The 22032-nt window shown below is 40.8% G+C and carries 23 protein-coding genes and 1 tRNA gene; 17 read left to right on the top strand and 7 right to left on the bottom strand.

Annotation, left to right across the window (positions count from 1 at the left end):
- Positions 1 to 207 precede the first annotated feature (207 nt).
- The 3 genes from spoIVA (at position 208) to VJ09_RS03385 (ending at position 2707) form a co-directional block, all read left to right on the top strand.
- A complete protein-coding gene (gene spoIVA, locus VJ09_RS03395) occupies positions 208 to 1686 on the top strand; it encodes a stage IV sporulation protein A (protein WP_044640249.1) in 1479 nt (492 codons plus the stop codon).
- 188 nt (positions 1687 to 1874) lie between these two features.
- Positions 1875 to 2150, top strand: a complete 276-nt coding sequence (locus tag VJ09_RS03390; RefSeq protein WP_044640248.1) for an HU family DNA-binding protein — start codon at positions 1875 to 1877, stop codon at positions 2148 to 2150.
- Positions 2151 to 2326: 176 nt separating this feature from the next.
- Positions 2327 to 2707 carry a hypothetical protein gene (locus VJ09_RS03385; RefSeq protein WP_147635422.1) on the top strand — a complete coding sequence of 127 codons (381 nt, stop codon included), beginning with the start codon at positions 2327 to 2329 and terminating at the stop codon, positions 2705 to 2707.
- Positions 2708 to 3277: 570 nt separating this feature from the next.
- Here the strand turns inward: VJ09_RS03385 and VJ09_RS03380 are convergent.
- Entirely contained in the window at positions 3278 to 4576 is a 1299-nt protein-coding gene (locus tag VJ09_RS03380) for an Nramp family divalent metal transporter (protein WP_082050384.1), read from the bottom strand.
- Between the two features lie 352 nt (positions 4577 to 4928).
- Here VJ09_RS03380 and folE point away from each other — a divergent pair, with 352 nt between their 5' ends.
- The 10 genes from folE to VJ09_RS03330 all read left to right on the top strand — a co-directional run bounded on the left by folE (position 4929) and on the right by VJ09_RS03330 (position 11830).
- The gene (gene folE, locus VJ09_RS03375) at positions 4929 to 5498 is read left to right on the top strand and encodes a GTP cyclohydrolase I FolE (protein WP_407689967.1); all 570 of its coding nucleotides are present in this window, start codon (positions 4929 to 4931) and stop codon (positions 5496 to 5498) included.
- 115 nt (positions 5499 to 5613) lie between these two features.
- Positions 5614 to 5690: transfer RNA gene (locus VJ09_RS03370), tRNA-Pro, on the top strand.
- Positions 5691 to 5785: 95 nt separating this feature from the next.
- Complete coding sequence (mtrB, locus tag VJ09_RS03365) at positions 5786 to 6016, top strand: trp RNA-binding attenuation protein MtrB (protein WP_044641557.1); 231 nt, start codon at positions 5786 to 5788, stop codon at positions 6014 to 6016.
- A gap of 79 nt (positions 6017 to 6095) precedes the next feature.
- Positions 6096 to 6710, top strand: coding sequence for a heptaprenyl diphosphate synthase component 1 (locus tag VJ09_RS03360; RefSeq protein ID WP_044640246.1), 615 nt, complete (start codon positions 6096 to 6098; stop codon positions 6708 to 6710).
- 29 nt (positions 6711 to 6739) lie between these two features.
- Positions 6740 to 7462: a demethylmenaquinone methyltransferase gene (locus tag VJ09_RS03355; RefSeq protein WP_044640245.1), complete on the top strand. Its 723-nt coding sequence runs from the start codon at positions 6740 to 6742 to the stop codon at positions 7460 to 7462.
- 11 nt (positions 7463 to 7473) lie between these two features.
- The gene (locus VJ09_RS03350; protein ID WP_044640244.1) at positions 7474 to 8334 is read left to right on the top strand and encodes a UbiA-like polyprenyltransferase; all 861 of its coding nucleotides are present in this window, start codon (positions 7474 to 7476) and stop codon (positions 8332 to 8334) included.
- A complete protein-coding gene (locus VJ09_RS03345) occupies positions 8331 to 8936 on the top strand; it encodes a UbiX family flavin prenyltransferase (protein WP_044640243.1) in 606 nt (201 codons plus the stop codon). The genes VJ09_RS03350 and VJ09_RS03345 overlap by 4 nt, the downstream gene beginning before the upstream one ends.
- Positions 8933 to 9769, top strand: a complete 837-nt coding sequence (locus tag VJ09_RS03340; RefSeq protein ID WP_044640242.1) for a menaquinone biosynthesis protein — start codon at positions 8933 to 8935, stop codon at positions 9767 to 9769. The genes VJ09_RS03345 and VJ09_RS03340 overlap by 4 nt, the downstream gene beginning before the upstream one ends.
- Before the next feature lie 178 nt (positions 9770 to 9947).
- The gene (locus VJ09_RS03335) at positions 9948 to 10922 is read left to right on the top strand and encodes a polyprenyl synthetase family protein (protein WP_044640241.1); all 975 of its coding nucleotides are present in this window, start codon (positions 9948 to 9950) and stop codon (positions 10920 to 10922) included.
- Positions 10923 to 11182: 260 nt separating this feature from the next.
- Positions 11183 to 11830 carry a hypothetical protein gene (locus tag VJ09_RS03330; protein ID WP_044640240.1) on the top strand — a complete coding sequence of 216 codons (648 nt, stop codon included), beginning with the start codon at positions 11183 to 11185 and terminating at the stop codon, positions 11828 to 11830.
- Positions 11831 to 11891: 61 nt separating this feature from the next.
- On the opposite strand, the gene VJ09_RS03325 is transcribed toward VJ09_RS03330, so the two are convergent.
- Positions 11892 to 12365 (bottom strand): DinB family protein, encoded by a 474-nt coding sequence (locus tag VJ09_RS03325; RefSeq protein ID WP_044640239.1) that lies wholly within the window; start codon positions 12363 to 12365, stop codon positions 11892 to 11894.
- Positions 12366 to 12551: 186 nt separating this feature from the next.
- On the opposite strand from VJ09_RS03325, the gene ndk reads away from it, so the two are divergent.
- A complete protein-coding gene (ndk, locus tag VJ09_RS03320) occupies positions 12552 to 12998 on the top strand; it encodes a nucleoside-diphosphate kinase (protein WP_044640238.1) in 447 nt (148 codons plus the stop codon).
- Positions 12999 to 13105: 107 nt separating this feature from the next.
- Here the strand turns inward: ndk and VJ09_RS03315 are convergent, their stop codons facing one another.
- The 5 genes from VJ09_RS03315 to VJ09_RS03295 form a co-directional block, all read right to left on the bottom strand.
- Entirely contained in the window at positions 13106 to 14239 is a 1134-nt protein-coding gene (locus VJ09_RS03315; protein WP_044640237.1) for a mannitol-1-phosphate 5-dehydrogenase, read from the bottom strand.
- A gap of 1 nt (position 14240) precedes the next feature.
- A complete protein-coding gene (locus VJ09_RS03310; RefSeq protein ID WP_044640236.1) occupies positions 14241 to 14675 on the bottom strand; it encodes a PTS mannitol transporter subunit IIA in 435 nt (144 codons plus the stop codon).
- Positions 14672 to 16777, bottom strand: a complete 2106-nt coding sequence (locus VJ09_RS03305; protein WP_044640235.1) for a BglG family transcription antiterminator — start codon at positions 16775 to 16777, stop codon at positions 14672 to 14674. Before VJ09_RS03305 ends, VJ09_RS03310 begins: the two co-directional genes overlap by 4 nt.
- 105 nt (positions 16778 to 16882) lie before the next feature.
- On the bottom strand, positions 16883 to 18292 hold the full coding sequence (locus tag VJ09_RS03300; RefSeq protein WP_044640234.1) for a PTS mannitol transporter subunit IIBC: 1410 nt from the start codon (positions 18290 to 18292) through the stop codon (positions 16883 to 16885).
- A gap of 178 nt (positions 18293 to 18470) precedes the next feature.
- On the bottom strand, positions 18471 to 19049 hold the full coding sequence (locus VJ09_RS03295; RefSeq protein WP_044640233.1) for a thermonuclease family protein: 579 nt from the start codon (positions 19047 to 19049) through the stop codon (positions 18471 to 18473).
- A gap of 187 nt (positions 19050 to 19236) precedes the next feature.
- Between VJ09_RS03295 and VJ09_RS03290 the strand changes: the two genes are divergently transcribed.
- From VJ09_RS03290 to aroB, 3 genes are all read left to right on the top strand, one after another.
- Positions 19237 to 19683, top strand: coding sequence for a hypothetical protein (locus VJ09_RS03290; protein ID WP_044640232.1), 447 nt, complete (start codon positions 19237 to 19239; stop codon positions 19681 to 19683).
- Positions 19684 to 19755: 72 nt separating this feature from the next.
- Positions 19756 to 20922 carry a chorismate synthase gene (gene aroC / locus VJ09_RS03285; RefSeq protein WP_044640231.1) on the top strand — a complete coding sequence of 389 codons (1167 nt, stop codon included), beginning with the start codon at positions 19756 to 19758 and terminating at the stop codon, positions 20920 to 20922.
- A 3-nt stretch (positions 20923 to 20925) separates the two neighbouring features.
- Entirely contained in the window at positions 20926 to 22011 is a 1086-nt protein-coding gene (aroB, locus tag VJ09_RS03280) for a 3-dehydroquinate synthase (protein WP_044640230.1), read from the top strand.
- Positions 22012 to 22032: the final 21 nt, after the last annotated feature.

The following is a 22032-nucleotide window of genomic DNA, read 5'->3' as shown; positions in this document are numbered from 1 at the left end:
ATCGATGAAAAGCAATGAGTGATTTTGTGTGTCCTACTTTCGTTAGTAGGACATTTTTTGTTTGTTTTCTCTTTTTTTCTCTATTGCAATCATATTAAACTGCCTACTTCATATATTTAGTAGTGTCCAAGGTAATGGGAGAACCGGAGGGAGGGATTGCCTTCGCACCGGCAACGATCCAGACGGAACCTTGTAAGGAGGATCAATATGGAAAAAGTAGATATCTTTAAAGATATTGCAGAACGAACAGGGGGAGACATCTATCTGGGTGTCGTCGGTGCGGTGCGCACCGGTAAATCGACCTTTATCAAACGGTTTATGGAGCAGTTGGTAATCCCCAATATTGAGAGTGATGCGGAGCGTTCTAGAGCAACAGATGAGCTACCGCATAGTGGATCAGGGAAGACGATCACGACGATCGAACCTAAGTTTGTACCAAATCAAGCGGTTAGCGTACAAGTGGATGAAGGATTAGAGGTAAATGTTCGTCTTGTCGACTGCGTGGGCTATGCGATTCGTGGTGCACAAGGATATGAAGATGAGAATGGTCCACGTATGATCAATACTCCATGGTTTGATGAGCCGATTCCGTTCCAAGAAGCGGCCGAAGTAGGAACACGTAAAGTGATCCAAGAACACTCGACACTCGGCATTGTGCTGACGACAGATGGAAGCATCACAGATATCCCCCGTGAGTCATATGAGGAAAAAGAAGAACAAGTGGTGCAAGAGCTCAAAGAAGTAGGGAAACCATTTGTTTTGGTACTCAACTCCGTCTACCCTAACAGCGAAGAAACGCTTGCTTTACGGGATAGTTTAGCTGAGAAATACGATATTCCCGTAATTGCAGTAAGTGTCGCTACGATGAACGAACGGGAAATTCTAGCGGTTTTACGAGAGGTATTATATGAGTTCCCCGTACATGAAGTAAATGTGAACCTACCTAGCTGGGTAATGGTGTTACATGATGATCATTATCTCCGTCAACAGTTTGAAGAATCTGTTCGTGAGACGGTGAAAGATATCCGGCGTTTGCGTGATGTTGATCAAGTTGTCACACAGTTTTTCGATTATGACTTTATCGAGAGAGCTGCCTTATCTGGAATGAACATGGGGCAGGGTATCGCAGAAATTGATTTGTTTGCTCCTGATGAGTTATATGACCAAGTATTGACCGAAGTAGTGGGGGTAGAGATTCGGGGACGCGACCATCTCTTAGAGTTAATGCAGGATTTCTCTATCGCCAAAAGGGAGTATGATAAAGTCTCGGAAGCTCTTCGGATGGTAAATACAACAGGATATGGAGTTGCCTCTCCTAGCTTAGAAGAGATGAAATTAGATGAGCCAGAGTTGATCAAACAAGGGGCTCGTTATGGAGTTCGACTGAAAGCAGTTGGACCATCCATTCATATGATCAAAGTAAACGTGGAGTCCGAATTTGCTCCTATTATTGGATCGGAAAGACAATCCGAAGAATTGGTGAATTACCTCATGCGTGACTTTGAACAGGATCCTTTGCGTATTTGGGAATCTGATATTTTTGGCAGATCGCTCAACTCTATCGTTCGAGAAGGAATTCAGACTAAACTGTCTTTGATGCCAGATAATGCTCGCTACAAGCTACAAGAGACGTTGGAACGTATCATCAATGAAGGATCAGGTGGTTTGATCGCGATCATTTTATAAAAGAAGCTCTTCCTATTTTTCTACTAATAGAAAATAGGAAGAGCTTTTCTATATTAGTAGGTATATCCTACATACTTTTCACTTGAACTTAGGAAAGTCATGTATTAACATAGGATTGTCCCATGAGACTGCGAGAAATTACATTTTTCCCCAATGGTTTCATGGATTCAACAGGAGGTGCGGTTTATATGAATAAAACCGATCTGATCAATAAAGTAGCAGAAGCTACCGAACTTAAGAAAAAAGATGCTGGAGTAGCAGTAGAAGCAGTTTTAGATGCGATTACAGGAGCTCTTCAAGCCGGCGAAAAAGTTCAACTTATCGGGTTTGGAAACTTTGAGGTAAAAGACCGTCAAGCACGTAAAGGTCGCAACCCTCGTACTGGGGAAGAAATCGATATCCCTGCAACCAAAGTTCCTAGCTTTAAACCTGGTAAGCAGTTGAAAGAAGACGTCAACAAGTAAGGGACGATCTTACATATAGAAAAGACCCTCTAAAGTAGAGGGTCTTTTCTTATAGAAGAAAACTTTAGTGGATCATGCTGATTGTAGATAACTAAACTGATAATACTTAGACATTAGTTCAGATTTTTAGCAGTTCATAATAATCAACATATCACTATAAATAAAAAGGAGGGATTATGATGTACTTTGGGAGACTTCCCTATTTTCGTCTTTTTCCATCCGTACCATTTTCCGATGATCTAAACACGTCTCAAAGACAGCGACAACCGATACAACTTTTACCAGTTCCCCAGAATACTCTGAATAAAATTCCACGCCCGGCTAGAGCAAAGGTACCACCTATACCATCAAATCTCATTCGCTATGTTACTCCAAGAATTGTAGAAAATACTCCACAATATATGTGGATGGATTGTGGGGATTATTGTGCCAAATTATTCCCTGGCGATGCAGTATCCTATGCAACTTGTTATTGGTTGTGTATCTCTAGAGGAGGTCCTCCCAAGGAAGATCCTGGTCGACGACCAAGACCCGAACCAAAACCGCCACAGCTGTAATCTTTTTTTGGATGTGCAGACTAAATGAACCTATCCCACCTATAGAGGTGGGAGTTTCTTGCCAACAGGATAGAAAATGCTCCTATGTGTATAAGGGTTTGCCTTATATACTCAACCCTAAGGATTGGAAGTCATCTTCTCCCTCCAGTAAGCAACATACACGAAAGTGTATGGGTCGGAACAGACCATCTACTACTTTTCGCAAAAGCGATTCGTAGATACGTTACCCTCATCGTCGCAAATAGGACCTATTTACGATCGGCAGGAATCATTTTACGTGGTGACTGCTGATCCTCACCACAACCCCATATGATTCAGTTCTCAAGGTACAGCACATATGTGCGTATTTTCTATTTCTACCATTTGGCTTTCTTTTCCTTCTCAGAAAAAGAAAGGTTGTTCTAAGTGCCCCTGTTAAGGGGATACCGAACAAAGCCCAATTCATCCCACCACTTTAGAAGTGGGGGACTTCTTGTGCGAATTGGTTAAAATAACACCCCTTCCTCTGACTTAACAAAGTCATTTGGAAGGGGTGTTTACAGGTTTGTATCAATGCTATGCTATCTAAAATTAACTAAGCACTTTTACCAACTCTTGATAGCCTAGGAATAAGAACAATGCTACACTAGCTCCTAAAATAAAGTTACTGATCCAAGTACTACGCATATCAGATGCTACTCGTTTGCTGTTTAAAAGCCAAATGAGGGTGATTGCAAGGAAAGGCATAAAGACTGCTCCTAATACACCGTACGCAATTACTAATTGTACTGGTTTTCCAAGGAACAGAAGGAGCATTGGTGGGAAGGTGAGCCAGATTAAAAAGGCACGATACCATTTGGAAGTCTCTTTCACTGGTTCTGGATCTTCATATTCGCGGTCTTTCCCCAAATGACGCATAAAGTCTGCAAAGAGGTAGGGTACCCCGTTCCATACACCTAATACAGAGGTGAAAGAGGCAGACCAGAAACCAAGTAAGAACAACCAACGAACCCACTCGCCAAAGCGTTCTCCTAGTAGTTCTCCAAGTGCAAGTAATCCTTTTTCCCCTTCAATGGTGATACCTGTCCCAAAGAGGAAGCCTGCACCCACAATGAGTAGGGCGATTGTAAAGATCGATGTCATAATATAGGCGGTTGCAGAATCAAATCGCATAATCGGAATCCACGGACGACCAGACCATTTCTTCTCTTTGATCCAATAGCCATAGGATGCCATCGTGATGGAGCCGCCTACACCTCCGATTAATCCTAATGCATAAAACAGTGAACCATCAGGTAAACGTGGAACCAATCCGCCTACTAAGTCTAATATGGTAGGGAAAACAAAAATAGCACTACCAACGACAGTGATGAACATAAAGCCTGTCAGCCACATCATCACTTTCTCGAATATTTGATAACGTCCCATCCAAACAAGACCGAATGCTACTAAACCGTGAATAATAGCCCAACCCCAGAGAGGGATTTGCGGGAACATTGCAGTACTAGCAAGAGCAGCAGATGAAGTACCAGCAGCTCCATAAACAAAGCCCCAGATGACTACATAGATTCCAAAATAGATGGTTGTCCAACTTCCAAGAGATCGCCAGCCTTGTAAGATTGTTTTGCCTGTGGCTAAGCTCCAGCGCCCTACCCCTTCATTGAGAGCGAATTTGATGATTGCTCCAAGCACAATGGCCCAAACAAAGGTCATATTATATTTGGTTCCAGCAACTAGGGCAGCGACCAAATCTCCAGCACCTACGCCAGTAGCTGCTGTGATCAGACCAGGTCCTACCATCGTAAAACGCTTAACACCAGTAGGGGGAGTTGGAGTTGCTACTTCTGATGATGGTTCTGCATGCGATTTCGCTTCTGTAGATAAACTCATGCTTTTTCTACCTCCTATAATAGAAATGTTGATAAAGTGCGAAAATATACAAAAAATCAGGTTGATATAAAATAAATATAAAGTATGTTGAAAAAACTTGAAAGCGTTTTCTGCTTAATTATATAAAAAAACAATATTTTTCTTCGTATTTTAACTAATAGAAAATAAAATAAGCCATTTTAGACCAAGAGTTGCTATTAAAAATTGTGATGTACACAAAAAGTTATTTTGTTAAAGATTAAAAATTAATTATTGGTAAAAATCTGTTTCGTTTTAAATTCCTCTTCTCATGGTATAATCTTCCCGTCTGTTTTGGAGCAGACTAGGGAGAGTTGAAAGGAGAGACCGAATTTTGCGTGTGGATCAAGAAAAAATTCAAAATGCAGTACGCATGATTTTAGAAGCAGTTGGAGAGGACCCAGATCGTGAGGGGCTTTTAGATACACCAAAACGAGTAGCGCGGATGTACGAGGAAATTTTCTCAGGGTTAGACAAAGACCCGAAAGAAGAGTTTTCTGTTGTGTTTAGTGAGCCTCATGAGGAACTTGTCCTCGTCAAAGATATCCCGTTCTTTTCCACTTGTGAGCATCATCTAGTCCCGTTTTTTGGGAAAGCTCATGTAGGATACATACCAAAAGGAGGGCGTGTAACGGGTCTGAGCAAATTAGCTCGTGCTGTGGAATCCGTAACTCGCCGTCCACAACTTCAGGAACGAATTACAAGCACGATTGCAGATGCTCTGATGGAAAAATTAGAACCTCATGGTGTTATTGTGGTGATAGAAGCAGAACATATGTGTATGACGATGAGAGGTGTGAAAAAACCCGGCTCTATGACGGTAACCTCTGCAGTTCGTGGTGTTTTCCAAGAAGATGCAGTTGCAAGATCAGAAGCAATGCAACATATTTTGCGCAATAGCTAAGAAAATTACATGATAGATAGCCTAACTAAAATAAGTTGGGCTGTCTTTTTTCTGCATTCAGATGGTAAACACGTTGACTCTCTAAATTTTTCGTTTTATAATGGAATACATATATCGGGCTATGGCGCAGCTTGGTAGCGCGCTTGTATGGGGTGCAAGAGGTCGTCAGTTCAATTCTGGCTAGCCCGACCAACCAAAAATCCTTTTTCCAATTACGGAAAAAGGGTTTTTTTTGTGCAGTTGCGGTACAATGGAGAAAAGGTACGTTTTTACAGGAGGGAAAGCAAATGGATAAGCCGACTGGAGTAGAGTATTTTATCATTAAAGCAGAAGAAAATGGAGTGAATGTAATAGGACTTACACGAGGGAAAGATACACGATTCCATCATTCAGAGAAATTAGACAAAGGGGAAGTGATGATTGCCCAATTTACTGAACATACTTCTGCAGTAAAAGTCAGAGGAAAGGCAAGAATTATTACTCCATTTGGTGAAGTTCAAACCATAGACGAAGCGTGACAAAACCTTTACAATGATGGTTGGATTTCTTATTTTGTATAAGTTTGTTAGAGTTGTTACAGTTTGGAGGAGCGTATAGATGACGCTGATACAGAAAGAATACAGAGCGATCCTCCATCAAGTAGAGCAAGATGTGCAGCATCCTTATCTAGCGGCTCATCTTGGACAACCGCCGATCCCAAAAGATTTTATCCGGCTTGTCCATCTTTTTTTATGTTCTCAGTCTCTATCCTCCAAAAGGAGACGAGTCTGGACGGTTGCAACAGCTTGTTTACATATGGGTTTGACGGTACATGAAACTATTACACATGATTCCCCTGCCGATTTAGAGAAATTCCAAAAGCAACAATTGGCTATTTTGATAGGAGATTTTTACAGTAGTCTTTTTTATCGTATTTTGGGGGAATGGGAAGAGGCAAATGTAATACAGCAACTAGCCAATGTCACCAGTCAGATTCAAGAAGAAAAGATGCATGCTTATTTGGGGAAAGGCTTGCTCACTACTGAACAATGGGTATCGGAACAGCTATGTTTGGGGATTTTTGCGCTTTTTGGAACAGAGCCACATGAAAATTGGAAACAAGTCTTTACACTGTTCTGTTCTAAACAAGCCGGTCACTTAGATTTAATACAAGATAGTGATTGGTTGCCATCAGAGATACTAGCTGAATTTCGACACTTTGATGAAGTATGACGAGCATCGGCGAAAGAGAGAGGACAACGATGGAGAAACTTTCGGGAAATCAAAAGAAAAAGTTTGTACATGGAGTTTTTGAAAGTATAGCCGGTCGTTATGATGTAATGAATTCTATTCTTAGTTTTCGTAGACATAAAGCTTGGCGGAAGTTTACGATGAAGAAAATGCAAGTACGCCCTGGCCAGACAGCAATTGATGTCTGCTGTGGAACTTGCGATTGGACTATTTCGCTTGCAGAAGCGAGTCAGACAGGCAAGATGGTGGGGCTCGATTTTAGTGCGAACATGCTTGAAGTAGGCAAGCGTAAGATTGAAGAAAAAAACCGGCAGCAGCAGATTGAGTTAGTAGAAGGGGACGCTATGAAACTTCCGTTTCCCGATAATACATTCGACCATGCTACGATTGGTTTTGCCCTGCGAAATGTACCAGACTTGGTGCAAGTATTAAAGGAAATGAAGCGAGTGGTCAAACCAGGTGGTCAGGTTGTATCTTTGGAACTATCCAAACCAACCTCTCCTCTGTTTCGACGCATCTATTTGTTTTATTTTCAAAAAGTATTGCCGGTACTAGGGAAACTTTTTGCTAATAGTTATGAACAGTATCGTTGGTTACCAGAATCTCTCGTTTCGTTTCCAGACTATCAAGAGTTGAAAAAGCTGATGGAAGAAGAAGTGGGGCTGGAAGTAGAGGTATATCCGCTCACTTTCGGAATAACGGCACTCCATCTAGGCAGAAAACCAGTAGAATGAGGACAAACGCGATGTGGATCAAATTACGACATGTATTCGATATGATTAAAATAGAACATTCTCTCTTTGCGCTACCCTTTGCCTATATGGGAGCGATTTTAGGAAGTCTGGAAGTTCGCGGCTTTTTCCCTTCATGGTTAGAGTTTTTCTGGATAACGCTTGCTATGGTTGGAGCAAGAAGTGCTGCGATGGCACTCAACCGATTAATTGATCGGCATATTGATGCCAAGAACCCTCGAACAGCGAATCGTCATATTCCAGCTGGGCTCGTCTCGGTTTCCTTTACTTGGGGTTTTGTAATTGCATCGTTCTTCGTGCTTTTTGTAGCTGCATATCAACTAAATATGCTGGCAGTGAAGTTATTACCGATCGCCGTTTTCTTTTTAGTTATTTATTCGTATACCAAGCGTTTTACATGGGCATGTCATCTTGTTCTTGGAATCGCTACTGGGCTTGGTTCACTAGGAGGCTGGGTTGCAACTACTGGACAAGTGGATTTAGCCGGAATTGTCTTGTTTGTTTCGGTAGCACTCTGGATTGGTGGATTTGATGTCATCTATGCTTGCCAAGACTTTGAATTTGACCGATCCGAAGGGATTCATTCGATCCCAGCACGATTTGGACTAAAACGTGGCTTGGCGATCTCTACTTGGATGCATGTCGGTACCATAATCGGATTTGTAAGTTTGCTCTGGTTGACCAATCTAGGGATATGGTACGGATTAGGTGTTCTAGTTGTCATCGGAATCCTGATCTACGAGCATCTCATTGTTTCAGCAGATGATTTGTCTCGGATGAATACCGCCTTTTTCACCATGAATAGTATGATCAGCATTATTCTCTTTCTCTTTATGATGGTGGATGTTCTATGAATAGAAAAAAACGAATTATCGTTGGGATGAGTGGAGCCAGTGGTGCCCCTTATGCTCTTAGTGTATTAGAAGAGCTTTTGCGTCAAGGACACTATGTACACCTAATGGTGACGGAAGCAGCTTGGCGCGTTTTGCAAGAGGAACATGACTGGGAGATTCAAAAGCGAGAAAGGCTTTTTCAAGAACGTATGGGTCACTTGCCAGGTGAATTGGTTTTTCACCCACTTCGGGATATTGGAGCCTCAATCGCTTCTGGCTCATTTCCAGTAGATGCAATGGTCGTTGTTCCATGCTCCATGGCAACAATGGCACGGATCGCACTTGGGATTTCGAGCAATCTTCTCGAGCGTTCGGCAGATGTGATGATCAAAGAGCGCCGACAGCTCGTTGTGGTTCCTCGGGAGACCCCACTTAGCTCCATTCATTTAGAAAACATGTTAAAGCTAACGAACAATGGAGTAATGATTTTACCAGCTATGCCCGGTTTTTATTCACGGCCTGAGACGATAGAAGACATGGTTCGCTTTGTTGCAGGGAAGATTTTGGATCAAATAGGGGTGGAACACCAACTATATAAGCGCTGGAAGGAGGAGGAGCTTTGAAGGATCGTTTGAAAATAGGAAAAATAGTATATACCAATGTATTTCCGCTATATGAAAAATTAGATCTGTCTGATTTATGGGTGGAGGAGATTCGAAATGTACCTTCCCAACTGAATCTGCATCTGCAAGCAGCTAAGATCCAGATGAGTAGCATTTCTTCCTTTGCTTATGCTGAAAATTGGAGAGAGTATGTACTTTTGCCAAATATATCTGTTAGTGCACGAGATGCAGTAGGCTCGATTTTTCTTTTTACGAAAGGCGAATCGTTGGCGGAATTAGACGGGAAAAAGATTGCTGTAACGAATCAATCAGCCTCTTCCACCAATCTGCTACGGGTTCTATTAGAGAAGTATGAAGGTGTTCGACCAATGTATCTCCCTATGGACCCCAACTTAGATCAGATGTTACCAGAAGCAGATGCTGCTCTCTTGATTGGAGATGCAGCGATCAAAGCTAACTGGTCGAAAACAGCTACGAAGTGTAAGGTGTTTGATTTAGGAGAAGAGTGGCATCGTGTAACAGGTGAATCGATGACCTTTGCAGTATGGGCTATTCGAGCAGAGGCGGTCACTCCTTATTACGAGACGTTACAACAGGTCGCTAATAGGGTGGTAGAAGCAAAGGAAGATGGCTTGTCTTCCCTAGATCAAGTAATTCCGAAAGCGCAGGCAAGATTAGGGGGAGACACATCTTTTTGGCGAGAGTATTATCTGGAAAAGTTACACTATGACTTTTCTGACTTAGAAGCGAGAGGATTGGCCAGATATTTCCAGGATCTAAGAGAACTTCATATCCTAACAGAAGAAGTGCCGATCCGTATGGCTTCCTTTTAATCCCACTCTTAACGGGGAGTAAGACTTAGATCTGGAAGAAGCAAAGAAGCTAGACTCTAGGGAATTACTGCCTGTAAAAGGTCCGATTGGTCAACTAATCTTCAGTTGGAATGAAGGCAAATCTCACTGAAGGAAGTTTTACTTAATTGAGCGGAGACGGGAGAGACGAGAGCCGATAATGTTAAAATTACAAAATATTTATGTTAGCTTACGAAATGACCTAGAACAAGTAGAAAAACGATTAGCAGAATCGATCCAAACGACAGAACCATCGCTTGCTAAATCCTCTCGCCATCTCTTAGACGCAGGTGGAAAACGGATGCGCCCTGTTTTTGTATTGCTCTCAGGGCGGATGGGAAATTATCAGTTCTCGCAGTTACTTCCGATTGCAGTCTCTTTAGAACTGATCCATATGGCTAGCTTGGTTCATGACGACGTCATTGACAACGCTCAAACAAGACGAGGTCGCACCACTGTGAAGGCAGAGTGGGACAATAAAGTGGCCATGTATACAGGTGATTATCTTTTTGCCAAAGCACTTCAAGAGATGAAGCGCTTTCAAAGCCCAGAGGGGCATCGTATCTTATCTAGAGCAATAAATGAAGTGTGTTTAGGAGAGATTGACCAATTACGTGATCTGTTCCAGCCAAATCAAAGTCTCCGTAACTATTTACACCGGATTAAGCGGAAAACTGCTTTACTCATGGCAATTAGTTGTCGGCTTGGAGCAATTGGTAGCGGTGCAGATGAACAGGTAGTTCGACTCTTAACTCGATATGGATATTGTGTCGGCATGGCGTTTCAGATGACAGATGACGTGTTAGATCTGGTTGGAGAAGAGAAGATTCTTGGGAAACCAGCAGGAAGTGATTTGCGTCAAGGAAATGTCACCTTACCTGTTATTTATGCTCTACAACATCTCCCACAAGAGCAAAAAGCTTCTCTTCTAACGTATTTGACAACTCGTGGAGAAGAGGGGGATCTATCTGAACTTCTCACATACGTAAAGAAATCGGGAGGAATCGAATATACTTTAGAGCTATCTCGTAAATATCTTTCCAAAGCTTTAGCATCATTGGAGGCGATGCCGAAAAGTTCGGAGAGAGAATCTTTGCGTTTGATTGCCGAATTTATTGTGAGTCGTTCGTATTAGAGAGGAAATATATAAAGCCTATCAAAAGGATCATTTCGGCTAATTTCCTTTTGATAGGCTTTTTTTTGTTTACCAACTATGATTTTGATAGTTTTCTAAAACCTATAACTTTTAGCGCTCATATGACCTTGATTCTTTTGATACTACTATTTATGATAGTAATAATCAGAATCTCTTCCCCCTAGGTGGATTCTTCAAAATGGAGTATCCACCTAGGGGGAAGAATCCCCCTAAAAATATTATTAGGGGGAATCTCTATTATGAAAAAATCAGATGTTAGGAAGTATATCGAATCAATTGAGGGAACTATTTCAAAATTCCAAGGGATCATCTCAAATTTAGAACAAGATATTTTTACCATCTACTATCAAAAACAAGAAGACCTTGAACCAGTACACGCTCTTCCGTTTCTCTTACAAGAACAACAAGTAAGTTTTGATCTAACGAATGTAGTGTTAATCTATTTCCCAACTATTGACTATAGCTTAGAACTTGATCATAAAAACCAAGTAGCTTCTCTAACCGATCATCATCATTTGAATAATTCAAGATTACAAGAACTACCTACGTATTGGGTTGGTCTACGCAGGCATATGCGAACTTATCCGCCTACTGAATCTAAGTTTCAATCATTTAGTTTTGGTGATAGGGGAATTCAACTTAGTATTGAAGACGGAATATTGGATATAGCCCAAACAGAATATGGTTATGACATCTATGAGTTATCAAAGAAGTATTGGATGGATTACTATAAACTGGAGATAGTTGTAGCAAATGATATTATAAAGTCACTTCAATTATATTTAAAATTAGGTCAATTGGCTTGTTTAATCAATAGTAGTACTAGACAGTACATCAAGCTCCTTACTTCCTATAAAGAAAGAGAAGATTCTGAGCAAAGAGAATAGAGATATTCTCTGACCGATGAGATTATTCATCGGTCTTTTTATTGTTTACATAGAGATCATGTTAACGATGCCAGTTTCCAGCTTCTATTCGTATTTGCACAATCTGGCCTATATGATAGGAAGTATGGTTAGTTAAACATGCTATTTCACTCCACCATGGACTATCTAACTGTGGATGAAATCTGCTGAATTGTTCCTCCTCACACGATTTCACCAACTCAATCCACTCTTTTTGGACTGACAGCAATTTGGCTTTTAGTTCTTCCCAATCTAGCTTTTCAGGAGAGTCAAATGTTGCTGCGTTATCCTTGACCTCAACTTGAGGCGTTTCTCCTTTAAATCGGCGTAGATATCGTTCATTCCAAAATAGCAAATGTTGGCAAATTTCCGCAATGGAGTGGGTATTTTCTCTTTTTTGGTTTGCTTGTTTGGATGTTAGCCCCTTTAGTGCTTCTTCTAATGGTACAAACCAAGCTTCTTGATCTGTAGTAATTTCCAATATTTCCGTTAAGAGGGGTCGTAAAACGTTTGTCATATAAGATATCATCCTTTCGCAGATACAAATCGCAGATACAAATCGCAGATACAAAATCTTACAATTATAATTTTACCAAACTTCAAAACGTAATTGTATCTTGAAAGTTGCGTTTCTTCTTACTAGCTGTTACAATTTGCTTGTTTCTAAATTACATAAGTTTCGAAATTTGGAGGAAAAGACAAGATGCAAAAGACTTTTATTATGGTGAAACCAGATGGAGTACAACGCGGCTTAATCGGAGATATTGTTGCTCGTTTTGAGAAAAAAGGCTTTCAACTTGTAGGTGCAAAGTTGATGAATGTGTCCCGTGAATTAGCAGAAGAACACTACGGTGAACATAAAGAACGTCCTTTCTTTGGAGAATTGGTTGACTTTATTACTTCCAGTCCTGTCTTTGCAATGGTTTGGCAAGGAGAAAATGTAATCGCTACCGCTCGCCAAATGATGGGAAAAACCAATCCTGCTGATGCACTACCTGGAACGATTCGTGGTGACTATGGAGTTAGCGTAGGGATGAACATTATCCATGGTTCTGATTCAGAAGAGAGTGCTGCGCGAGAAATGGGTCTTTGGTTTCCAGAGACCGAACAAGTTTCATATGATAAAACAGTAGATCGTTGGATCTACTAAAAATCAGCTAAATCAATCTACAAAAGATAAAAAAGGCATTGTCATAGTATTCCTCTTTCGGGGAGATGCTGGTGACAATGCCTTTTCTTTTGTGTAACGAGAACCGATTATAGATTTTTTTGAATGGAAGAAAATAACTTACTATCCGATGTAGCTCCTGTAAAATGAGAGATGGCGTTTTCTAATCCATGTTTGGCAATATATTGCTGAATTTTTTGAGCCTCGGGATCTTCTTTATAGTCGTATTTCAAAGCTGCTGCAATGACAGAGGATAAATGAACTGGCTCTTTTCCTAGTTCTAATAACTTACGTGCTGGTGCTACTAGACGATCACCTGGTTGTAGCTTTCGAATGGGGGAACGGGCGATCCGAATTACTTCGTCTCGTAGATATGGATTTAAGAAGCGAGAGAGAATTTTCTCGATATATTTCTGGTGCTCCATATGATCGAGAGAATACATATTGGTTAAGACATAACCTGTTTCTTCTAAAACAGATCTGGTTCTTGTTAAGATATCAGGATCTTGAATTGCTTCCGCTATCCAGCGATACCCCTTTTGATAGCCTAGATAAGCGGCTGCAGCATGACCTGTGTTAACGGTAAAGAGTTTTCGTTCAATATATGGTTGGAGGTCATTGACAAAGTGTGCTTGGAGAATAGGGAGCTGTTCCAAAAGAAGCCCTTTGGTTTCGATTACCCATTCATAAAAAGGTTCTACTATGACATGAAGCGGATCTTGGTTTGCTTGTAATGGTACGATTCGGTCTACTGCTGCGTCTAAAAATGCAACCTTTCCTTGAAGAGACGCTTGTTCTTCGATAGATAGATGATCTTGTATCTGTTCTTGAAACTGAGAAGTTCCTCGTACCATGTTTTCACAAGCAATGATATGTAGAGGTTTCTCAGTTTGACTTACTCTTTGCCGTAATCCTTCAGCCAAAGTAGGAGCCAAGTATTTCAAAACATTGGGACCCACTGCAGTAGTAATCAGATCTGCTTCGATGACTGCCTTTATTAATTTGGAGGGATCTTTTTGCGAGTGAATCCCTTGTACTCCTGTTACGTTCATTTTTTCGTGACTCTCATCGGCAATTTCTACGGTATACTCATTGCGCTCCGTTAACGCACCGATTATGTTTTCGTTGATATCAGCAAAAGTGACTTCATAGCCTGATTGTTGAAGAATTAGACCAATAAATCCCCTTCCGATGTTTCCAGCTCCAAAATGCAAAGCTTTCATATTAGTTACCTCCCTGGAACATCTTGAGAATTTCTTCCTTAGTATTGGCATGTGCTAGTCGTTTTACATTTTCTTCGTCTGAACAGAAGATCGCAATTTGGGAAAGAACTTCTAAATGTTCATCTCCGACACCAGCGATCCCAACTAGTATATAAGCAATGTTTCCGTCCCCAAAGTCAACTCCAGCAGGTACTTGCAGCAGGGAAATGCCAGTGGAAGAGACATACTTTTTCGCTTCATTGGTACCGTGAGGGATTGCAAGACCGTTCCCCATGTAGGTAGTGCTAAGTTTTTCTCGTTCGATCATTTGCACGATATAAGATTCTTGAATGTGACCGCCTTCTAGCAATAATTCTCCTGTTTTGCGAATTGCTTCCCATTTATCCGAAACTTGTACATTTAGTTTGATTTTTTCTAGTGTGAGTATTTCATTCATATAGATCGCTCCTTTTGAACTTGACGAATAATGTATTGAGAAAAATGTTGTTCCAAAAAATCTATGATGGTAGCTTTAGTGTTTGTTTGGAAAATGGCGATTGCTGTTTGATCTAACAGTAGGGTACTTACTTCACTAAGAACGTTTAGGTGTTCTTTTGATACATTTACAGGACTAAGTAACATGATCAGTCGATTTGTCATCATTTTTCCACCAGTCATGGAGTGAATCGGGATTTTTTCCGAAAGAGAACAGATATGGAATGAAACCTTTTTTATCAAATCTGATCGACTATGAAAAAGAGCTAGCTTTCCATCAGGAATACCAATTCCGCCTGTTTCTTCTCGATGCATGAGATTTGTAACTAGTAGCTGGATATGCTCTTTTGAAGACTCAGGCTGGATCAAAGAACAGATCCTTTCGAGTGTTTCTCGTTTCGTTAGGCTTTGATTGTCTATTTTCAGAACCTGAAATGCACCGATCAATTCCAGAGCAATTTCGGTGTACAGCTTCATTTGACTTAGAGGTGCATTTGTATTCACTGATACGTTTTGGAATGTTGAGATTTTATCTGACTTGTTTTTTGTAAATTGGTATAGATATTGTTGCAACTTTTTTTTATCCTCTTCTGTTAGGAAGGGGCTAATCACCACATAATCTTTTGACTGGAGCTTCGGTAAAGGTATTGTGGAGATTAAAGGATGAGTTGTATTGATATTTTCTAACTCAAACATAGAGATATTTTGAATGGATTCAATTTGTGGAAATTGTTGGCGAATCTGAGTGGCCAACATTTTGGAAGTACCAATTCCACTAGAACAAATAACATATGCATTGGGCCAAGTAAGCTGAGGAGTGGATATTTGTAGAGAAGATCCAACATGCATTAAGATATATCCTACCTCTTCATCCGGAATAGGAATGGTAGGGAAGACTATTCTACAAACTTCGTGAACCACAGAAAAAAGCTTCTCATATCTTTGGCGAATGACCGGGAGCATTGGATTGCGAATCGGCATGTGGCTCTTGATACGAAATAGTGCAGGCCCTAAATGAGTCGTTAAACCATTTAGTGATTCGTTTTCATCGCTCCAAGTCGTCCCCAAGGCGTTAGCGCAGTGATCTAAAATTTCTTTTGCTTTACTCCGAAGTTCTACGCTTTGCTCTTTGCCTGCCATTTCTTCTTTAAGCGACAATCGTAATTTTGAACCCATTAGGTGCATGGTAACATAACCTATCTCATCGTTCGGAATTTTCAATTCAAGTACATCTTGTAGACGGTTGATAATCTCAACAGCAACAGAATATTCTACTGTATTTTGAAGATCTTTTAATGTATCGGGATCGAATGAGATGGCTTCGCCACTTTTAATACGTTGTATTAAAAGGGCTAAATGGACACTAAGTGCGATGTAAGCACTATCTGCTAAAGGATAGTCTACTTCTTCTAATACTGTGTGAACTACCCTTTCTGCTTTGGACAATATTTCTTGATTTACCAGTCCAAGCAACCGGTGGGACATTTGCTGTACATGATGAGCAGAGACATTTCGATTGCGTAAGAGCTGTATTAGTTCCTCAGTACGGAAATTTTCGGAGAGTAAACTGCTCATTGCTTGACGTTTGGAGGATTCATCTCCAGTGATCTCTATACCAGATCCTCGTTTTCGAGTGAGTTGTAATTGAAAATTTTCTAGCCATTGTTCGATTTCATCTAGATCACTGCTTATGGTTGCTGGTGTTACCTTGCATTGAAGTGCGAGAGCCAATATCTTAAGTGGTTGATTAGAAGCAAGAAGTGTTTGCAAAATTAATGTTTTCCGCTCAGATGGAGAGAAATCAATTGGTTTACTTGCTTCGATAGTACTCCATACTAATTCTTTTTTTGTTTTAGGGCCAACTAATCTGATTCCTTCCCCTGTTTGTTTCTCCAAAGTCAGCGAAAAACGGGAGGTAAGAAAGTGTTCCATCCCTCGAATTTCTCGTTGAATCGTACGTATGCTCACTTGGAGTTGTTCAGCAATTTGAGAAAGGCTTACAAAGGTATCCTCATATTTTAAAAGCTCGATTAGGATACTCTGTTGTCGAGAAGAAAGTTGCATATATGAGTCTCCTATAGATAGATCTTGATAGTAATAGGAAAACAACTGTTTATTGCAAGAAATAGAGAAGCACAAGAGACCCATTCTCTTATGCATTCTCGTGCTTCATTCTACTGATTTCTCACTTAATCGTTTTGTTAGTTCTTCGTATTTTGGGCTGTTTAAGAAGTTTTCTACCGAAATATGTTCTGCATCTGGTTTTTTAGTCTTGGCACGATCTGTTAGTGTTTTTTGCGTGATGACAATATCTGCATCTTCTGGAATATCATTAATTGCAGTGTTGGTAACATCAATACTGATACCTGCATCTTGGAATTTCTTACGTAAGATGGAAGCACCCATCGCACTAGAACCCATTCCTGCATCACAGGCAAAGATTATTTTTTTGACATCTACGGAAGGAGCTATTGTTTCACCTTTGCTTTGTGCTTTCATTTCGTTCATCTTTTCTTGTGCTTTTTCAATGTCTTCTCCACTTTCTTTGGAGGTGCGAAGTAGTAGAGACGCAATAAAGAAAGAGACAGCAGTACTAATTAGAACACCCAGCAGTACAGCGAGAAGCCCGCCTTTTGGAGAAATTGCCATCAGTGCAAATATGCTACCAGGTGATGGAGTAGCCACAAGCCCTGCTCCTAAGAGTTGGAAGGTAAAAATCCCACTCATACCACCAGCTATGGTGGCGATAATTAGTCTGGGGTTTGCCAAAATGTATGGGAAGTAGATTTCGTGAATTCCGCCAAAGAAATGAATGATTGCTGTACCAGGTGCGGATTGTTTGGTAGATCCCTTTCCAAAAAACCAGTAAGCAAGTAAAATTCCTAGCCCTGGACCAGGGTTTGTTTCTAACAAGAAGAATATGGACTTTCCAGTTTCAGCTGCTTCTTGTAGTCCTAGCGGAGCAAAAACTCCATGGTTTATCGCATTGTTCAAGAATAAAACTTTTGCAGGTTCGATGATAATACCAGAAAATGGCAAAAGTCCCATTGTGACAATTGCTTCTACTCCAGCAGTTAAAGCATCTGTTACTGTTGCTACTATTGGACCAATGCCTAAATAAGCAATAATCATGATGATGGCCCCAGTAATCCCAGCAGAGAAGTTATTTACTAACATCTCAAAGCCAGTGCGAATTCTTCCTTCCAAAAGGCTATCTACTTTTTTGATGAAATAACCACCAAGTGGGCCAGCTACCATTGCTCCTAAGAACATTGGCATTTCCACACCAGTGATTACTCCAATAGTAGCAAGTGCTCCAACAACACCCCCACGTACATCGTAAATCAATTTTCCTCCAGTGTACCCAATGAGAAGTGGTAATAGATATTTAATCGTGGGATCAACCAACTCGGCAATGTTTTCATTAGGTAGCCAACCTGAAGGTATAAATAAGGCAGTAATGAGTCCCCAAGCGATAAATGCACCAATATTCGGCATAACCATACCGCTTAAGAATCGACCGAATTTTTGGATACGAACTTTGATACCCTGAGTTTTCACCATTTGATCAGCTGACATCTTATAATCTCCTTTCAGTACTTTTTCATCTGTCTGTTCTTGATTTTATTTTAGAGCGCTTTCATAGGAGTCACAAGAAAAGGAAAACACAATTTCGTCACATATGGAAATGACAAAATTGTGTTTGTATGGGTCTAAATTAAATTTGAGGTTGTGGTGCAGATGGGTGAAATACACCTTAACTGGCAAGGTAGCCAATTGCTTCTAGGCTGCTAGATGGCACATCTCTTACATAAAATTTTCCGTTTCTCACATAGTTTGGGAGACTCCAGATGTTAGGAAATTTTTGATTTGCTCGCTTCTTCCCTTTTCGCTCATCTTGTCGAAAGCGGTTGGCTAATGTATCATTTTCAAAGTTATCTAAATAACAAGTGGTAGCAAGCCCTTTTTTGAGTAAGCTTCTCCCCAAACAAGTACCATCTACTTTGATATGTGCTAGTAATCTACCGTAAATATCATAGTGAGCCTCAGACACCTCCAATTGAATGGTTTGAGCTTGTAGTAGTTTGTTTTTTGTATACATATGGGCTTCTTCAGCAAATGGGTCAGGAGACAACAAAGGTTGGTCTTTATGTAACTCAGGACAATTGATTCCACGTATTCGAATACGAATAGCTCTCTGTAATTTTAAATCTTGCAAGAGAATGGTATCGCCATCAATGGCATGGAGAAATTTGCATTGAATCTCTGAACCAACTGGATAATACTTTCTATATATAGCAGTTTCATTATGGTTAATCTGCTTTTTCCAGGTCATCGATACCCCTCATTCCATCTAGGATTCTATTATATTATAACAAATCTTTTGATATATTGGATGAGAGGGCTTTTTCAAAATATAGGAAAATGAATTTGGTATATACCATTAACCAATAGCTTTGAAAAGGTTTGCTTTTTCGCTAATAAATATAAGTCTGGATTTTAATAAAAGGGAGGACCTGTAGATGAGAAAAGAGCAAAGCAAATTTTATCAGGTCTTTTCAAAGAGCGAACCATTATTGATCGTGCACTATGTTGAAATGCAATTGCAGGCAAATCTTTTTCGGAAGATTCATGATTTAGGTGAACATCTCTTGATTTATACAGAGAATCAAGAGGAACCAAACCAACTATGGATGGGAGAAGCGATCTATTTAGAGCGAGAAAAGATAGGAGAATTAGAAGATTGGTTGAATGAACGCGACTATGAAACGGTAGAGAGCTACCCATTTCCAAAAGGTATCTTGATTATTTACTATACGATGAAACCATTTTTCCCACTTCGCTTACAGGAGTCTGCACCATCTATAGACTCTTTTGACGTAGAAGAAGAACGGCCATCGAAGTTTCCTATGGTAGCGATGAGTTTTCTCTCAATTTTATTTTTTATCCTCTGGTTGCTAGGGAAATGATGGAAAGCGATTCATCTGGTAAGATAGGGAAGAATGCATTTGAGATAGGCGGTAGAAAAGGAGTAGCAAAAGATGAGATTTTTAACAGCAGGAGAATCACACGGACCTCAATTAACAGTAATAATCGAAGGATTGCCTAGTCATTTGATTTTTTCCAAAGAGAAGCTGGATATGGAATTACAGCGTAGAATGAAAGGTTATGGGCGTGGCCGGCGAATGCAAATTGAATCGGATCAGGTAGAGATTTTATCAGGTGTTCGATTTGGAGAGACGACAGGAGCTCCTGTTACCTTGGTCATTCAAAACCGGGACTTTACTCATTGGCAAAAGGTGATGGGCGCCGAAGCAACTCCAGAATCTGCCGATAAGCGCAAGATATCCAGACCACGTCCAGGTCATGCAGATTTAACTGGTGCACTCAAATATGATCATCGAGATATGAGAGATGTACTAGAACGGTCTAGTGCTAGAGAAACTGCAGCCCGGGTAGCAGTGGGAGCAGTGGCACAAATGTTACTTAGCGAGTTAGGGATTGAATTGCTTGCACATGTTCGGCAGATCGGAGAAGTCAAGGCTGATGAAATGAGGATGGAGGGCTCCATGTTCAAACTTCGCGAGCAGATCGAAGCTTCACATGTTCGTTGTCTTGATCCGATTGCCTCTGAGCAGATGATGAAGCGAATCGATCTAGCAAAAGAAGATGGAGATTCTCTTGGTGGAATTGTGGAAGTAATTGCGATAGGTGTTCCCGTCGGTTTGGGAAGTCATGTACATTGGGATCGTAAACTGGATGGTCGAATTGCCCAGGCAGTTATGAGCATTCAAGCGTTTAAAGGGGTAGAATTTGGAATCGGATTTGAGGCAGCAGGTCGCCCTGGCTCACAAGTAATGGATGAGATTATTTGGTCCAAAGAGAGCGGCTTTTCACGTAGAACAAATCGCTTGGGTGGTTTTGAAGGCGGAATGACGACGGGTGAGCCGATCGTAGTTCGTGGAGTGATGAAGCCCATTCCTACTTTATATCGTCCGCTACAAAGTGTTGATATTGAGACGAAGGAGGCTTTTGCTGCTAGTATTGAGCGCTCTGATCGTTGTGCCGTTCCTTCTGCTAGTGTGGTAGCTCAGAACGTAGTTGCGACAACTATTGCTCAGGCTGTGTTAGAAAAGTTTCCGGCAGATACATTGGACGAATTAAAGCAATCACTAGCTACTTATCAACAACGAGTGAAGGGATTTTAAATTATGAAACGACTCGTGGTAGAAACCCAAAGTCATGCGTATCCCATTGTGATCGGAGAGCAAGTTTGGGAGGAACTGCCGAACATTTTGTCAGAAGTAGGGATTAGTAAGCAGCGCAGATTGTTTCTCATAACAGATGAACAAGTGTCCAAATACCATCTCAGAAGAGTTGGTTCATTGTTTAAAGAATGTGGTTATGATTTGACCTTAGCTACTATTCCCCCCGGTGAAGAAAGCAAGACACTTACACAAGTAGAAAGAATAGTTGGTATAGGACTTGAATCTGGTTTAGATCGGAAAAGTGTTGTCTTGGCTTTAGGTGGGGGAGTAGTGGGCGACTTAGCAGGAATGGTAGCAGCAACTTATATGCGAGGGTTAGATTGGATTCAACTTCCTACTACGACTCTCGCTCATGATAGTAGTGTAGGTGGAAAGGTAGGAGTCAATCACAAACTTGGCAAGAATATGATCGGTGCTTTTCATCAGCCTCGTGCTGTCGTTTTCGAGACAAGCGCTCTTACCACTCTTCCAAAAGAGGAATTGATTGCGGGCTATGCCGAGCTTGCGAAACATGCTTTTTTGTCAGGGAGCGAGATGATCGAGTGGTTGTCCGACAAAATCGAGGAGTTAATTTTATGTAAGAGTGAAACAGTAGCGGAAGCATTGATAAAAGGGTGCCAAGTCAAAGCAAAAGTGGTTTCCCAAGACGAAAAGGAAAACGGTTTGCGAGCGATATTGAACTATGGACATACGATCGGGCATGCACTGGAGTTAGAGAGTAATTATTCTTACAGACATGGGGAAGCGATCTCCATTGGAATGGTGGGGGCTGCTCATTTATCGCAACGGTTGTTGGGAGCTTCTACAGAAATGGTGGAGAAAACAGAGACTCTACTACAAGAGCTAGGTTTGCCAATTCGGTATAATTCTGACATTGCAGAAGAGAATCTACTTGCTGCGATGCGTCGAGATAAAAAAACAGATCATACCGGATACTCATTTGTTTTAGCCACTGATTTTGGAAAGATGGAGTTAGTGAGGAATGTTCCAGAGGAGGATATCCAAGAAGTTTTGCATGGATTAAGATGATAGATCATCAAACCCCTTTCA

The sequence above is a fragment of the Risungbinella massiliensis genome (genome assembly GCF_000942395.1).
GTDB lineage: Bacteria > Bacillota > Bacilli > Thermoactinomycetales > Thermoactinomycetaceae > Risungbinella > Risungbinella massiliensis.
Note: the sequence above shows the minus strand (reverse complement) of the source record. Positions and strands in the feature narration are given on the sequence as shown.